The organism is Pseudochelatococcus sp. (assembly GCF_050946405.1).
In the GTDB taxonomy this organism is placed as follows: domain Bacteria; phylum Pseudomonadota; class Alphaproteobacteria; order Rhizobiales; family Beijerinckiaceae; genus Pseudochelatococcus.
On sequence record NZ_JBMNUS010000004.1, the window covers coordinates 161,516 to 175,806 of the forward strand.

Annotated in this window: 14 protein-coding genes and 1 pseudogene; 7 read left to right on the top strand and 8 right to left on the bottom strand. The window is 64.4% G+C overall.

All coding sequences use genetic code 11. From position 1 onward, the window contains the following. Window positions 1-7: 7 nt before the first annotated feature. Window positions 8-967, bottom strand: a pseudogene (locus ACOYJQ_RS08585) (ABC transporter substrate-binding protein); the annotation flags it as partial. Window positions 968-1,047: 80 nt separating this feature from the next. After that, entirely contained in the window at window positions 1,048-1,953 is a 906-nt protein-coding gene (locus ACOYJQ_RS08590) for an ornithine cyclodeaminase family protein (protein WP_433457666.1), read from the bottom strand. A 383-nt stretch (window positions 1,954-2,336) separates the two neighbouring features. On the opposite strand from ACOYJQ_RS08590, the gene ACOYJQ_RS08595 reads away from it, so the two are divergent. Together ACOYJQ_RS08595 and ACOYJQ_RS08600 are read left to right on the top strand one after the other, a co-directional pair. Then, window positions 2,337-3,632: a calcium-binding protein gene (locus ACOYJQ_RS08595; RefSeq protein ID WP_433457668.1), complete on the top strand. Its 1,296-nt coding sequence runs from the start codon at window positions 2,337-2,339 to the stop codon at window positions 3,630-3,632. A gap of 96 nt (window positions 3,633-3,728) precedes the next feature. Next, window positions 3,729-3,932, top strand: coding sequence for a hypothetical protein (locus ACOYJQ_RS08600; RefSeq protein WP_433457670.1), 204 nt, complete (start codon window positions 3,729-3,731; stop codon window positions 3,930-3,932). A 182-nt stretch (window positions 3,933-4,114) separates the two neighbouring features. On the opposite strand, the gene ACOYJQ_RS08605 is transcribed toward ACOYJQ_RS08600, so the two are convergent. The 5 genes from ACOYJQ_RS08605 to ACOYJQ_RS08625 form a co-directional block, all read right to left on the bottom strand. Beyond that, window positions 4,115-5,209, bottom strand: a complete 1,095-nt coding sequence (locus ACOYJQ_RS08605) for a nucleotidyltransferase domain-containing protein (protein WP_433457672.1) — start codon at window positions 5,207-5,209, stop codon at window positions 4,115-4,117. A gap of 151 nt (window positions 5,210-5,360) precedes the next feature. Further along, window positions 5,361-6,236 carry a trehalose-phosphatase gene (otsB, locus tag ACOYJQ_RS08610; protein ID WP_433457674.1) on the bottom strand — a complete coding sequence of 292 codons (876 nt, stop codon included), beginning with the start codon at window positions 6,234-6,236 and terminating at the stop codon, window positions 5,361-5,363. Continuing rightward, entirely contained in the window at window positions 6,227-7,792 is a 1,566-nt protein-coding gene (locus ACOYJQ_RS08615; protein WP_433457676.1) for an alpha,alpha-trehalose-phosphate synthase (UDP-forming), read from the bottom strand. Before ACOYJQ_RS08615 ends, otsB begins: the two co-directional genes overlap by 10 nt. Window positions 7,793-7,885: 93 nt before the next feature. Continuing rightward, the gene (locus tag ACOYJQ_RS08620) at window positions 7,886-9,667 is read right to left on the bottom strand and encodes a glycoside hydrolase family 15 protein (protein ID WP_433457678.1); all 1,782 of its coding nucleotides are present in this window, start codon (window positions 9,665-9,667) and stop codon (window positions 7,886-7,888) included. Window positions 9,668-9,741: 74 nt separating this feature from the next. Continuing rightward, window positions 9,742-9,930 (bottom strand): hypothetical protein, encoded by a 189-nt coding sequence (locus ACOYJQ_RS08625; RefSeq protein WP_433457680.1) that lies wholly within the window; start codon window positions 9,928-9,930, stop codon window positions 9,742-9,744. 162 nt (window positions 9,931-10,092) lie between these two features. On the opposite strand from ACOYJQ_RS08625, the gene ACOYJQ_RS08630 reads away from it, so the two are divergent. Further along, window positions 10,093-10,590, top strand: a complete 498-nt coding sequence (locus ACOYJQ_RS08630) for an MgtC/SapB family protein (RefSeq protein ID WP_433457856.1) — start codon at window positions 10,093-10,095, stop codon at window positions 10,588-10,590. Window positions 10,591-10,653: 63 nt separating this feature from the next. On the opposite strand, the gene ACOYJQ_RS08635 is transcribed toward ACOYJQ_RS08630, so the two are convergent. Beyond that, entirely contained in the window at window positions 10,654-10,842 is a 189-nt protein-coding gene (locus ACOYJQ_RS08635; RefSeq protein WP_433457681.1) for a DUF3008 family protein, read from the bottom strand. A gap of 170 nt (window positions 10,843-11,012) precedes the next feature. Here ACOYJQ_RS08635 and ada point away from each other — a divergent pair, with 170 nt between their 5' ends. From ada to ACOYJQ_RS08655, 4 genes are all read left to right on the top strand, one after another. Next, window positions 11,013-12,092, top strand: coding sequence for a bifunctional DNA-binding transcriptional regulator/O6-methylguanine-DNA methyltransferase Ada (gene ada / locus ACOYJQ_RS08640; RefSeq protein WP_433457683.1), 1,080 nt, complete (start codon window positions 11,013-11,015; stop codon window positions 12,090-12,092). Next, the gene (locus ACOYJQ_RS08645; protein ID WP_433457684.1) at window positions 12,089-12,838 is read left to right on the top strand and encodes a 2OG-Fe(II) oxygenase; all 750 of its coding nucleotides are present in this window, start codon (window positions 12,089-12,091) and stop codon (window positions 12,836-12,838) included. The genes ada and ACOYJQ_RS08645 overlap by 4 nt, the downstream gene beginning before the upstream one ends. Window positions 12,839-12,854: 16 nt before the next feature. Continuing rightward, a complete protein-coding gene (locus ACOYJQ_RS08650) occupies window positions 12,855-13,418 on the top strand; it encodes a methylated-DNA--[protein]-cysteine S-methyltransferase (protein WP_433457686.1) in 564 nt (187 codons plus the stop codon). Between the two features lie 315 nt (window positions 13,419-13,733). Continuing rightward, window positions 13,734-14,291, top strand: coding sequence for a TRAP transporter small permease subunit (locus ACOYJQ_RS08655; RefSeq protein WP_433457687.1), 558 nt, complete (start codon window positions 13,734-13,736; stop codon window positions 14,289-14,291).

Sequence of the window (14,291 nt, forward strand, 5' to 3'; positions counted from 1 at the left end):
ACGCCACGAAAGGCCCGGTGGAGACCTTGCCGATGCCGCTCCACAAGGCGTCGCGGATGAAGTCCCGGTCGATGGCGTACATGATCGCCTGCCGGAATTCCTTGCTGGCGGTCGGCCCGCGGCGGTTGTTCAACCACACCCAGGACTGCGGGCCGAAGAACTCCCAGCCGGATTCGGTGATGCAGGTATTGTCGAGCGCGGCCAGACGCGGCACGTCGAAGTTCTCCACCGCGCCGCCGGGAAGGATGTCGACCTTGCCGGTCTCGAAGGCGACGGCGCGCGACGCCGCGTCCGGGATCACGTGCCAATAGACTTCATCGAGATAAGGCTTGCCCTCGTCCCAGTAATCGGGGTTCCTGACGAGCTTGATGTAGGAGCCCTTGACCCATTCCCCGAACTTGAACGGGCCGGTGCCGATCGGCGTGTTGTTGGCCGGATTGGCGTTGAAATCGGTGCCTTCGTAGATGTGCCTGGGCACGATCGGCATCGAGCCGACCTCGAAGATGTTCAGGAAGGGACCGAAGGGCGATTTCAGCTTGAAGACCACGGTGTTCGCATCAGGCGCCGCGATCGACTCGACATGCGCGAGAACCGCGCGGAAGCGGGGATGGCGCTCGCGCAGGAACACATCCGCCGTGAACACCACATCCGCCGCGGTGAAGGGCGCACCGTCATGCCACTTCACGCCCTCCTCCAGAGTGAACGTATAGGTGAGGCCGTCGTCGGAAACGGTCCAACTGCGGGCGAGCGAGGGCAGCGGGTTGAGTTTCGTGTCGTAGCGCAGCAGGCCCTCGCAGATGTTGCCCGCGACGGTCTGGGTGGTGGCGTTCTGGAACAGCCCGATCATCAGACTGGGCGGCTCCGGCTGGATGACGATATTGGCGCGCCCGCCGCGAACCGGCTCGGCCTGCACGCCTCCCCCGAGTGCAGCAAGACTGATGAATACCGAAGCAAGAATGCGTTTCATGAAACAGTTCCCCATTGTGTGATTGCTTGATCTGTTTTCAATCATCGGCATGCGCCGCCAAGATCCGCACGCGCGGCCGCTCAGGCGGCTTCCCGGCGGGCGAGCGCGCGCTCGTAGCAGAGGATCGCCGCCGCAAGGTCCTCCTGCGCCGCGCCCACGGATTTGAAGAGCGTGATTTCCTTTTCATCCGTTCGGCCCGGATGGGCGGCCCTCACCAGCGCCGCGAGGTCGGCGCGGATGTCGTCGAGCGCCAGCGCCCCCGTGGCGAGCGGCGCGGCGATGTCGCCGGCCTCGTGGATCGCGCCGGGCGTATCGATGAAGACGCTGGCGCGCCGGACGGCCTCGTCGTCGGTCTCGCGCATGTCCGGGCGGAAACCGCCGACGAGATCGAGATGCGTTCCGGGTTGCAGCCATGCGCCATGGACGAGCGGCTCGCGGCTCAGCGTCATGCAGCTCACGATGTCGGCCCTGGCCATGGCGGAGGCGATGTCGTCCGCCACCGAGACCTGCGCGAACGCATCGCGCAATTCCCCGGCGAGTGCCGCGGCCTTGGCCGCGTCCCTGCCCCACACCATGATATGACGAAGCGGCCGCACGGCCGCATGAGCCTGCGCCATCAGCTTCGCCAGCCGGCCGGCGCCGACCAGCAACAGCGTTTCGGAGTCGCGGCGCGCGAGACAGGCGGCGGCAAGCGCCGAAGCCGCGACGGTGCGCCGCGCGGTCAGCTCGTTGCCGTCGAGCGTCGCCAGCACTTCGCCGGTTTCGCCGGAACACAGGATGTAGAGCGCCTGCACCGCCGGCAGGGCGCGCGCGCCGTTGCCAGGAAAGACATTGGCGAGCTTGACGCCGAGATAGCGGCCCGGAATCCACGCCGGCATCAGCAGCATCGTCCCGGAAGGAGCGCCCCCGGCCGCGATCTCGTGATGATGACGCAGCGGGGCTTCGCAGCCTTCCCGGAACATGACGCGCAGCGCCTCGACCAGCATGATTTCATGACTGGACCGTCATCGCCTCCATGCGCAACCCGCGCGGCGGTTTACTGCCGGAATCGGCGCGGTCGGCGCTTTCGAGGCGACACCGATGTCGCAGGTGCGCAAGGTGTTCTAAACCAACACATTCAGCGTGATGACGATGACGCATCGATGCTTTTTGCATACAACATCCGTATCCGTTTGCCACTCAAATGCGAATGTGATAGATGTTCAGTAATCGTAATTCAATTAATCAGTTTCACACACAACTCTCAATCCAATACAAACAATCACAGATAGTTATTCGCTCCACTTAAACATGCATTTCGCGGATGTCACATCGTACATGGCGCAGGATGCAGCACGGGTGAAATCCGAAGCACAAGGAGGAAGCCAGCATGACCAGTTTCGTTACAAGCGCAACCATCACAAGCGGCTGGGCCACGAATATATGGAACACGCAGCAAACTGCGTCACTCGCCGGCAAACGAACGACGGGAAATCTCAATCGCGGCATCTTGCAGGATGATGGCGACGGCATCCTTAACGGGGATCATCATTCCACCAACAAGAACGACGCGATCATCTACGATCTCCTGTTCAACGGAGGCGTCAACGAGGACAAGACGACCCAGCGTTTCGTCAACACGTTCCATACGTTCAACCTCGGCGAGGGAAGCGACATCCTCGATCTCACGGTCAATCCGCAGCGGCAGGCACGCTACGATATCCCGGATTATGCGCTGGACGTGACGGCTGTGGGCTGGACGGAAAGCGATACGATCTGGTCGGGCTCGGGTAACGACCATCTCTACGGCGATGCGGCGGTTTACGGCTTCGCGGAAGATTTCTCGACGCCCTGGCTTCAAGGCTTCGGCGCTGACACCATTCACGGCGGCGACGGGAACGACGCCATTTACGGCGACGCGGGCGTTTTCCGTTTCGCTGACGGCAATTTCGTCATTTCCGCGCGCTCCCTTCCCGGCGACCTGCTCGACGGCGGCAAGGGCGACGACACCATCTACGGGGATATCGGCGAATTCGAGGTCACGAACGGCTTTCTGGCCAACAGAAGATTGAACTTCGGCGGCGACACGATCGACGGCGATGACGGAAACGACGTTCTTTACGGCGATACGGGCGGCTTCAACCTGACGAACGCCACGACGTTCTTTCAATGGATCGAATTTGGTTTCGACACCATCAGGGGCGGAAAGGGCAACGACGTCATCTACGGCGATGTCGGCGCTCTCGATCTGGCGGGCGGCAACGTCATTCCATATCTGTTTTTCGGCAGCGACATTCTTGACGGCGGCGACGGTAACGACACCATCTACGGCGACGCAGGCGCGTTCACCCCGCCGAACGGCAGTTCGACCGGCGACGAACTGGTGTTCGGCAATGACAGGCTCACCGGCGGCGCCGGCAACGACCATCTGTGGGGCGATGGTCCCGGCATCTCGGCCGGCGGGACCGATACCTTCATCTTCGGCCCCGGCAGCGGGCAGGACACGATACACGATTTCCGAAAGAGCGATGCGGACAAGATCGATGTCAGCGCCTACGCCACATCGTTTGCGGCACTGACCATCAGCACCATTGGCAGCGCCGATACGCTCGTCAAGTTCGACGGCGTCAATTCGGTGCTGTTGCTCGGCGTGACCAATCTGACGGCGAGCGATTTCATTTTTTAGATCAGTATATCGGAAGGCGGATAGCCTTTTCCGAAAACAATGCGCAACCAAAATCGACAAGCATCGTTCCGTGTGTTTCTGAGGAGGATGAACATTATGACTGACAAGTCGACGTCCCGCACCGAAAACGGCCATGAATCCGAAGTCGCTCCCGCCACCGAAAACGGCGCCCCCGAGCTGGATCGCCGCGAGGCGGCGAAGATCATGCTGAACATGGCGGCGGCAACGCCGATCGTGGCATTGCTCTTCGATCCCGCCAGCGCCCGCGCCGCGGCCACGGCCGGCGGCGTCGAAGACTGAGCGGGCGCGACACGGTTCGGCGCGCGGTTTAAAGCAGTTTGCGTTCAGGTCGATCCATCGAATTGAATGCAAACTGCTCTTAGAGCGGGATGCGATCAGGTTGAATCGCCATCCCGCTCTAAGTTCCATATTTTACCGCAACTTGCGTTCAAGCCGATGGGTCGGCTTGAACGCAAGTTGCTCTAGTGACGAAGCAGGCTGCGGATTTCCTGCCAGCGTTTGCCATAGAACGCGGCCTGCGCCAGACGCCCCGGAAAGTGCTGCCGGACATCCGGGTTGTGGCGCAATGTCGTGGCCGCCCACGCAACGTAACCCGCAATCCGCAGCATCCGGCTGTCCTGCTGCCATACCGCGCGCAGCCCCAGCAGGCGGCCGGCGACGCCTTGCGCGCCCGCGACCTGCCCCGCAACCCGCAAAGGCTCGTGGGTGATCAGTTCGCTGGTATGCAGGAAAGCGGCAAAGGCCAGCCCGCCCCCCGCCTCCGATGCGCGGGCAGACGCCTCCGTCAGCGCCGCATTCCCCGCCCGACGCACCAGCAACACGCACTCCACCACCTCCGACAGCAGCAGGCTGCCCTTGAGCAGCCGCGCATGCGCGAGCAAGCCGTGCACGGCGAGATGGACGAGGCTGTCACTCGGCGCAGGCAAACGGGCCACGCAACCGCCGATCGGAATGGCGGTCGATCGGATGATAAAATCATCCGTGGGCAGCAGATGCCGCCACCGGGAACCGGCAACCTCCCGATGAAGCTCGATGCTTGCCTCCACCTGCTCATGCCACAAGCCCGGCAGGTGATGGTGCTCGCGTCCGTTCGGATCGGCCGGCTCGACAGGGCGGTATCCGGCCGCCCGCAAAATCCGCGCCGCATCCTCCAGCCGTTGCCGGGGAATGAGAAAATCGAGATCCTGCATGAAGCGGGCGGCGATATCGTCATGAACGCCGTCGGCCAGCCGCGCAGCGCCCTTGAGGAGGACAGGCTCGATGCCGGCGCGGTTGAGCAACGCCAGCGCTTCCTCGACCTGCCGCAGCAGCCGCGCGTTCCTTTCCGCATTGGCGTCCCGGACAGTCGCGAGCAGACCGCGAAGATCGCGCGGCAGAACCGGGCCAATGGCGGGATCGGCCGCCAGACCGGCGAGATAAGGCGCGATCCTGTGCTGGAGGGCAAGGCGGAGCACGGCCTTGCCATCGATGCCCGCGGCGGCGATGGCGGCGACGGGATCGGGCTCGTTACCCAATGCGCAGCGAACGAGCAGGCTGAGTTGGGCAAACGGCGTCATGGCGCTCCTCCCTGCCGTCAGCAAGGCCGCGCGCGAACCGCGCCGCCTCGTCGGATCATGATGCTGAAAAGCGTATCCACTTTTCGCTTCGCCGTCCTTCGGGGTGCGGAAAGTTCAGGCCCGGACAAGAAGGGTGGATGAGCGTCGGTATTCATCCTGAATGCCCGCCGTTCCATTCGCCGCCACGCTCCATTGACGGCCTGCCCTTTTCCCACATGGCGCGGATGCCTGCAAGCGCCTCGCGCAATTGCGCGGGCGTTTGCAGCCGGCCGGAGGCCAGCGATCGCCTGGCGTCCTTTCCCACTCTGACCGCCTGCCCGCCGAGCGCGATCGCGGTTGCGAACATGTCCTCGTCGGTGAGGTCGTCGCCGATCGCGACCGGCCACCGGCCAAGAAACGGCCCGGTATCCATGAAGGATCGCAAGGCCGCACCCTTGTCGGCCGCCGCCGGCTTCAGTTCGATGACCATCTTGCCGCGTTGCAGCGCCCATTTCGGCCCGGCGAGCACGGCGGCATCCCGCATCAGGTTTTCGACGGCCTCCTGCTGCTGCGGCGCGAGGCGGAAGTGAAGCGCGACCGCCGCTCCCTTGTCCTCGAAAAGGACGCCGGGCCAGTTTCGCACGCCCGCGCGCAGCATATCCTTCGCCCGCAGCAGCGCGGGGCCGGGTTCGCTGTCGCGCCTGCGGCCGTCGGCAAGACGCATCTGCGCGCCGTGCAGGCCCGCGAGCGGGAAACGATGCGGATGGAACAGCCCGTCGACGAAATCCGTCGCGCGTCCCGTCACCAGCGCCATCGCGCCGCCCAGACCCCTCATGACGGCGGCGAGGCTGTCCGTCAGGCCGGCCGGCACGTCCACCGTATCGGGCGTCAGCGCGATGTCGACAAGCGTGCCGTCGATATCGAGGAACAGCGCCCATTGCGCCGGATTTTCCGCCAGTGCGGTCAGAACCGGCGCGTCGGTGGCCCACGCGGGGAACGAAGGCGGCGCCGCCGCTTCCCCCGGCCGGTTGCCGCCGGCTATCTGCATGACGAAAACGCCGCGGGAAGCCCGATCGCCCGTCGCGGCGTTTTCAACCGGACGCGCCGGGCGCCGGCGGACAGGACACCGGGGTCATCGACCGCCGATGGAGCGAGAACCTCGGCAACCGGCATGTCGCCGTCCGGCCGGGTTGCGGAATCACCGTCTTCGCCGGCGCTTTCCAGATCGGCGAGGAAACGCTCGCCCCATTGCGATATATCCGTTTCGCCCACGCCCGCCCACATGGTCGTCCAGCGATTGACGCGTTCCTCCAACGGCATCTTGAGCGCCTGATCGATGGCCTTCGACGTACCGTCGAGATCATAGGGATTGACCAGCAACGCTCCTTTCAGCACCGTCGCCGCGCCGGCGAAACGCGACAGCACGAGCACGCCGGGGTCGGCCGGGTCCTGGGCGGCGACGAACTCCTTCGCGACCAGATTCATGCCGTCGCGCAGCGGCGTGACCAGCCCCACCTTCGCCAGACGATAGAGGCCGGCCAGTTCCGCGCGCGTGTGCGTGCGGTTGATGTAGCGGATCGGCGTCCAGGACGCTTTTCCATAGAGCCCGTTGATCCGCCCCGCCGTCTCCCCGAGCGCGCGCTGCATGGCCGCGTATTCGGGAATGTCGGCCCGGCTGCGGGGCGTGATTTGCAGGAAAGTCACCTTGTCCAGATATCCCGGATGGGTCTCCAGCAGGCGCGCGAAAGCATCGAGACGTTGAGAGAGCCCCTTGGAATAGTCCAGCCTGTCGACGCCGAGCAGCATCGCGCGGCCGGAGAAGCTCTCCTCGACATCGCGCACGAAACGGCTTCGCGCCGCGCGCGCGGCGGCCCGCGCGAAACCCGTCCGGTCGATGCCGACGGGATATACGCCCGCCCGCAGCCTGTTGCCGCCGACGCGGTAGTGCATGTGATCGTCCGAGGTCGCCCCCGCTTCGGAGACAAGATAGTCGCCGAAGTTGGCCGCGTCCCGCCGCGTCTGGAAACCCACGAGGTCGCAGGCGGTGAGCGCGCGCGCAATCTCCGCATGGTTCGGCAACGCCAGGAAAACATCCACCGATGGCCACGGAATATGCTGGAAATAGCCGATCCTGTTGGCGACGCCCCGCGCCCGGAGCGCTTCCGCCAGCGGGATGAGGTGATAGTCGTGGATCCAGATCACATCGTCGGGCGCGATGTGCGGCAGCAGCAGATCGGCGAAATAGCTGTTCACGCGCCTGTATCCGTTGAGATCCTTGCGCGCGAATTCCGTCAGGTCGAGGCGATAGTGCAGTAGCGGCCACAGGGCGCGGTTGGCGAAGCCGCTGTAATACTCCGCGTAATCTTCCTCGGAAAGATCGCACAGGGCATAGGTGACACCCCCGACATCGGACAAGGTAGCCTGTGTCTGCTCGGGGCCGATCTTGCCGCTCCAGCCGAACCACATGCCGCGCCGCTTCGCGAGCACATCGTTGAGCGCGACCGCCAGCCCCCCGGCGGCATGGCTCTTGCGGCCGGGCACCGTCACCCTGTTGGATACAATGATCAGTTTCACAACGCCCCCTGACCCGTCATTCCAAAGCATTTCGACAATTCCATGGAACGCCGCGATACTTCAGTTCAGTGAATTGACGCATTTTCTTCAAGCAATCCATTATCCTCTTTGCTCGAAAACACTTCAGAATGCTTCCTCCCATTTCCGCGACAGCGAGAGCGCGGCGTGGATGAGACCCACCATCGAATAGGTCTGCGGGAAGTTGCCCCAGAGTTCTCCCGTCTCCGTATGAATGCCCTCCGACAGCAGGCCGAGGCTGTTGCGCCGTCCGAGCAACTCGTTGAACAGGGCGCGCGCTTCCCCTTCCCGCCCGATCTTGGCGAGGGCCTCGATGTACCAGAGCGTGCAGATCGTGAACGCCGTCTCGGGTACACCGAAATCATCTTCGCCCGCATAGCGGAAAAGATGCGATCCGCGCTTCAGCCGCTGCCCGATGGCCTCGACGGTGGAGCGAAAACGTGGATCGTCGGCGCGTATGAGTCCGATATCGGCGAGCAGCAGCAGGCTCGCATCGACATCATTCCCACCGAAGCAGGAAACGAAGCTGGGCAGCTCATTGTTCCACGCATTCGCGAATATTTCCTCGCGGATGGCGTCCGCGTGCTCGCGCCAGAACGCCGCGCGGTCCGCGAGATCGAGCCTCAGCGCGATGCGCGCCAGCCGGTCGCAGGCCGCCCAGCACATCGCGGCCGAATGCGTGTGAACATGGGCGAGCGCGCGAAACTCCCACAATCCGGCGTCCGGCGTGTTCCATACCGCCACCGCCCGGTGGCCGAGCGCCTCGAGCCGCTCGAACAGGGCAAGGTCGCCGCGACGCTGGAGACGCTCGTCGAAGAAGCATTGCGCGATGGCCAGGATCACGGACCCGTAGCCGTCGTTCTGGTGCTGCATGTAGGCGGCATTGCCATGCCGCACCGGCCCGTAACCCCGGTAGCCCGGCAGACCCTCGATAACTTCCTCCGGTATCCGTGCCTCGAACTGGAGCCCGAACAACGGCTGCAACTCGCGCTCGCCGTTGCGCGTCACGACATTGGTGACATAGCCGATATAGTCTTCCATGGTGAGGGTGGCGCCGAGCCGGTTGAGCGCGCGGACCGTGAAGAAGGAATCGCGCAGCCAGCAGTAGCGGTAATCCCAGGTGCGGCCCGACGCGCCGAATTCCGGGATCGAGGTCGTGAGCGCGGCGACGATGCCGCCCGTCTCCTCCAGCGCGCACAGGCGCAGCGTGATCGCGGCGCGGATGACGACGTCCTGCCATTCGAACGGAATGGCGAGATAGCGCACCCATTCGCGCCAGTAGCGCGCCGTTTCGTCGTGAAAGCGCGCGCCGAGAATACCCGGCGCCTCGGAGGGAATCTCGTCCGGCCCCAGCAGGCAGGTCAGCGTGCGCTCCAGAATGAAAGGCACCTCGTTGACGATCAGGCCGGGCGAGGCGTCGGTTGTCAGGCGCAGCACCTGCCGCCCGACGATATAGCGGACATGGTTGGAGCCGCGCGTCACCTCCGCCGGCAGCCGCCCGTAGTCTCCCGAAGGGCGGACGCGCAGCGTGATGCGGGGCGTGCCGGCGAGCGGCTCGATCCTGCGCACCACCATCGCGGGACGATATATGCGGCCGCGGCTCCTGAAGCGCGGAACGAAATCCGTGACGCGCACGCGCCCGCCGTCCTCCGATTCCAGCACGGTTTCGAGGATGGCGGTGTTGTGGGCGTAGGACTGGCGGCTCGCGCTCAGCCCCTCGAGCGCGATGTCGAAAGCACCGCCGCCATGCGCGGCCGTGCCGAGGAGGGAATGGAACACCGGATCGCCATCGAGCTGAGGATAGCACATCCAGACAAGGCTCGCCTGATTGTCGACAAGCGCCGCGACGGTGCTGTTGCCGACCACGCCAAGGTCCAGGTTGTTCATCGTGCGGGCCTCTTCCACTGTCTTTTCTTCAGCGTAACCTTTCTGCCCCCCGTCGCCAAACCCGCCGTCATTTCTCAAGATCCCGCCGCGCCGCCATATGCCCACATTTCAAGCGCCAACCAAGCGATCGCAACCAGGATCAGGCTCGCCACCAGTATGTAGAACACCGTGCGTCCCACGCCTCCGGGGCGCGTCCTGGTCGCGGGCAGGACCTCCTGCTTTTCCTCGGGCCGGGGATTCCGGTCGTCCGTCGAGTCCGCCATGGTGTGCCTCCGTGCTTGCCATGCTCCCGGTAACGCCCCTCTGCCGAAACTGTTCCCATTCCGGCCCGTCCGCTCACGCAATCGCGCCGGACGGGAACACTCGCCACGCACACGGCGTTCAGTACCGGATGGATCATGACGGGCCGCTCCGAGGGACAGGACATGCAGGAAACATTGCTTCAGGAGTTGTCGATGTCGATGACCATACCGCTGGAGGTCGTGTTCGTGCGCCTGCTTGGAGCCGCGGTCCTCTCCGGGCTGATCGGCCTCGAACGGGAACTTCACCGGATCGAGGCCGGATTGCGCACCAACATGCTGATCGGCGTGGCCGCGGCGATACTCTGCATCGTGACGCTCGAAATGATGAACGAACTGCATTCGTCGAGCGATGCCGCGCGCATGGACCCGATCCGGTTGGTCGAGGCCGTCACGGCCGGCGTCGCGTTCCTGGCCGCGGGCGTCGTCGTCTATTCCAGAGGCGACGTGAAGGGCCTCACGACCGGGGCCAGCATGTGGCTTGCCGGCGCGATCGGCCTTTCGGCGGGCCTCGGGCTGTGGCCGCTGGCCCTGCTGGCGTCCGGGCTGGGTGTGGCCATTCTGTGGATCTTGCGAAAATTGCAGGTAGCCGCCGGCATCAAGGACGAGGCCGAAAACAAGTAACCGGCCCGGCGGTTTCACCCGCACACGGCCCATCCGCATGGCAGCGCTGGAAATGCGGCCGATCTACGATTTGGAGACGTGTTCGGGCTTCCCCTTGTGTTTTGTCGAAGCCAGATCGCGCAGTTCCTTTTCGGTCATCGACTCGAACATCTCTTTCGATGCGCCCTTCAACCGGCGCTTCTCGCGGCTGTCGCGCTTCGCCGAGAGGGCGGCGCCGGCCGCTTTCTGCTGGGCTCTTGATCGCGCGGGCATGATCCTTCCTCCTCGTCAAATTCGGACGACTACGGAAGAAGCAACGTCGCCTTCCCGACATTGTTCCCGAAATCCGCCCCGACCGCGAATTTGAAAGCAAGGAACGGGGTGAGCCCGCCGACGCCCTGCATTATATTGTCGTCAACATCATTGACCGGGGCGCAAACGCCATGTCTGCAAACGCCATGTCTGAGGCAAGAGTATTGACAGAGCAGGACCCGCGCTGGCAAAGCGTGATCGCACGCGACGCGGATGCCGACGGAGCGTTCGTCTATGCAGTGAAGACCACGGGCGTCTATTGCCGGCCCTCCTGTCCTTCCCGCACCGCGAAGCCCGCCAACGTCACCTTTTACGCCTCATTTGCCGATGCGGAAGCGGCGGGTTTTCGACCGTGCTTGCGCTGCAACCCCGCGGGACAATCGCCCGCACAGGCCAATGCGGCGATCGTCGCGGAAGCCTGCCGGCTGATAGAGGCTTCCGACGCGCTGCCGAAGCTCGATGATCTCGCCGAACGGATGGGTATGAGTCGTTTCCATTTTCATCGGCAATTCAAGGCGATCACAGGACTCACACCGAGGCGCTGGGCGGCGGCGCACCGGGCGCGCAAGGTCAGGGACGAGCTTCTGGCGCGGGACGACAGCATCGCCGGCGCGATCTACGGCGCAGGCTTCAACGCCAACAGCCGCTTTTACGAGCAATCGAACGAGGTGCTTGGCATGACGCCCACCGCCTACAGGAACGGCGGCAGGAACGCCGACATCCGCTTTGCCGTGGGGCAATGCTCGCTGGGGGCCATCCTTGTGGCGCAAAGCGACAAGGGCATTTGCGCCATCACGCTCGGCGACGACCCGGATGCGCTGGTGCGCGATCTTCAGGACCGCTTCCCGCGAGCCAATATCATCGGCGGCGATGCGGGATTCGAAAAGCTCGTCGCTCAGGTGGTCGGCTTCGTCGAGGCGCCGCGGATCGGCCTCGATCTCCCGCTCGACATCCGCGGCACCGCGTTTCAACAGCGCGTATGGCAGGCCCTGCGGCAGGTGCCGGCGGGACAGACGGTCTCCTACGCCGACATCGCGCGGCGCATCGGCGAGCCGAAGGCGTTCCGCGCCGTGGCGCAGGCTTGCGGCGCCAACCACATCGCCGTGGCCATTCCCTGCCACCGCGTGGTGCGCAACGACGGCGCGCTCTCCGGTTATCGCTGGGGCGTGGAGCGCAAGCGCGCCCTGCTCGACAAGGAGACGCAGGCATGAGCGCCGCGAGCGGCCGCATTCCGGCGCAAGAGGCCGTCTCCGCCGCCGGCAGGCGGCTTGCCGGCCGTGACTGGAGCGCTTTCGCTCAAGAAATGAACGACCATGGCTGCGCGGTGCTGAAAGGCGTTCTGTCACCCGGAGAATGCGACGGGCTCGCGGCGCTCTATCCGCACGAGAGGCATTTCCGCAGTCATGTCCACATGGCGCGGCACGGTTTCGGCAAGGGCGAGTATCGCTACTTCAAATATCCGCTGCCGGATGTCGTCGGCGGCTTGCGAACCGCGCTCTATCCGCATCTCGCCGGCATCGCCAACGACTGGTGCGAGCGCATGGGCGTCGATCGGCGTTATCCCGAAGACCATGCCGGCTTTCTCGGACAATGCCACGCTGCGGGCCAGAATCGGCCGACGCCGCTGCTGTTGCAATATGTTTCGGGCGACTTCAACTGTCTGCATCAGGATCTTTACGGCGACCTCGCCTTTCCGCTTCAGGCGGCCTTTCTCCTGTCCGAACCCGGCCGGGATTTTACCGGCGGCGAGTTCGTGTTGACGGAGCAGCGTCCGCGGATGCAAAGCCGCGCCGAGGTCGTGCCGCTCGCGCAGGGAGACGCCGTGGTTTTCGCGGTCCATAACAGGCCCGTGCGGGGAGCGAAGGGCTCCTATCGCGTCAACCTGCGCCACGGCGTCAGCCGCATCCGCTCGGGAATGCGCCACACACTCGGGATCATCTTTCACGATGCGAATTGATCTGATACGCGGCCGGATGGAAACACCCGTCGGAGACCTGCTGCTGGTTTCCGACGCCGGGGGACGCCTTCACGCCTGTGAATACGCGGATATCGAGGAGCGGCTTCACCGCCTGCTCCGGCGTCGGCTGGGCCGGGCCGGCTACGGCCTGAGCCCCGGCGGCGCTCCGCCATCCGTGGCGGCGGCGATCGAGCGGTATTTCGCCGGCGATCTCGCCGCGATCGATACGCTGCCGGTTGTTTTCGGCGGCACCGATTTCCAGAACCGCGCCTGGGCGGCCTTGCGCGAGATCCCGGCGGGACGTCCCGCCACCTATGCCGGACAGGCCGCACGGGTCGGCAATCCCAGGGCCGCGCGGGCCGTGGGGAGCGCCAATCACAACAATCCGTTCCAGATCGTCGTGCCGTGCCACCGCGTCGTGGGCAAGAGCGGCGCGCTCACCGGCTATGCCGGCGGGCTCAACCGTAAACGCTGGCTTCTGGAGCACGAAATCAGGTTCTCGCAGGCAGATAACGGCTTGCGTGAGGAAAACGCGCCGGATCGAACGGATACGGCGCTCCTGCGCTTCAATGAAATTTGATTCGGCGCCCGCCCCGCCGTCTATGGAAAAAGCGGCGCGGGCGGTTGACCCCGCCGTTTTCCGACAAGATCATGATCGACGCCATCGGCAGCCGGCCGCTCTCGCCGTCGCCCGGGGCCGGATTGCCCGGGGCAGGCCCGCTTTCCGTTCTACCCAGTTCTACGTAGCGGATATCACAATCCGCGCGCAGATTTATTGTGGCGCCTGCGGACATGAAATAATGAGGATCAATCGTTCGCCGACAATGATCGGCCTGCAAACGATGGCTTTGTCACAATATACCAAACCGCCTTCAAGGCGGGGGAGGAAGCAAGAATGGCATTACTCCTGTCATTGTCGCGTGCCATAGATTCCCTGAATACATTCGTGGGCAAAACCGTATCCTGGCTGATGCTGGCTGCGGTATTGATCAGCTCCGTCAACGCCGTCGCCCGCAAGGCGTTCTCGCTCAGTTCCAATGCCTGGCTCGAAGCGCAGTGGTATCTGTTCTCGGCGGTTTTCCTGCTGGCGGCGGCCTACACTCTGCTCAACAACGAGCACGTCAAGGTCGATCTGCTCTACGGCAAGCTGCCGCGGCGCGGCCAGTTGTGGATTGAAATATTCGGCACCCTGTTCTTCCTGCTTCCGTTCTGCCTCATCACGGTCTACCTGTCCTGGCCCATCGTGCTGGCCAAATTCGCTTCGGGCGAGGTCTCCAACAACACCGGCGGTCTCATCCTCTGGCCGGTCTGGGCGCTGATGCCGCTGGGCTTCTCGCTTCTCGCCCTTCAGGGCGTGTCGGAGCTGATCAAGCGGATCGCCATCCTGCGCGGCGATATCCCCGATCCCGTCCTGCTGGCGGATGCCGAAGCAGCCGCCCTCCAATCCCAATAA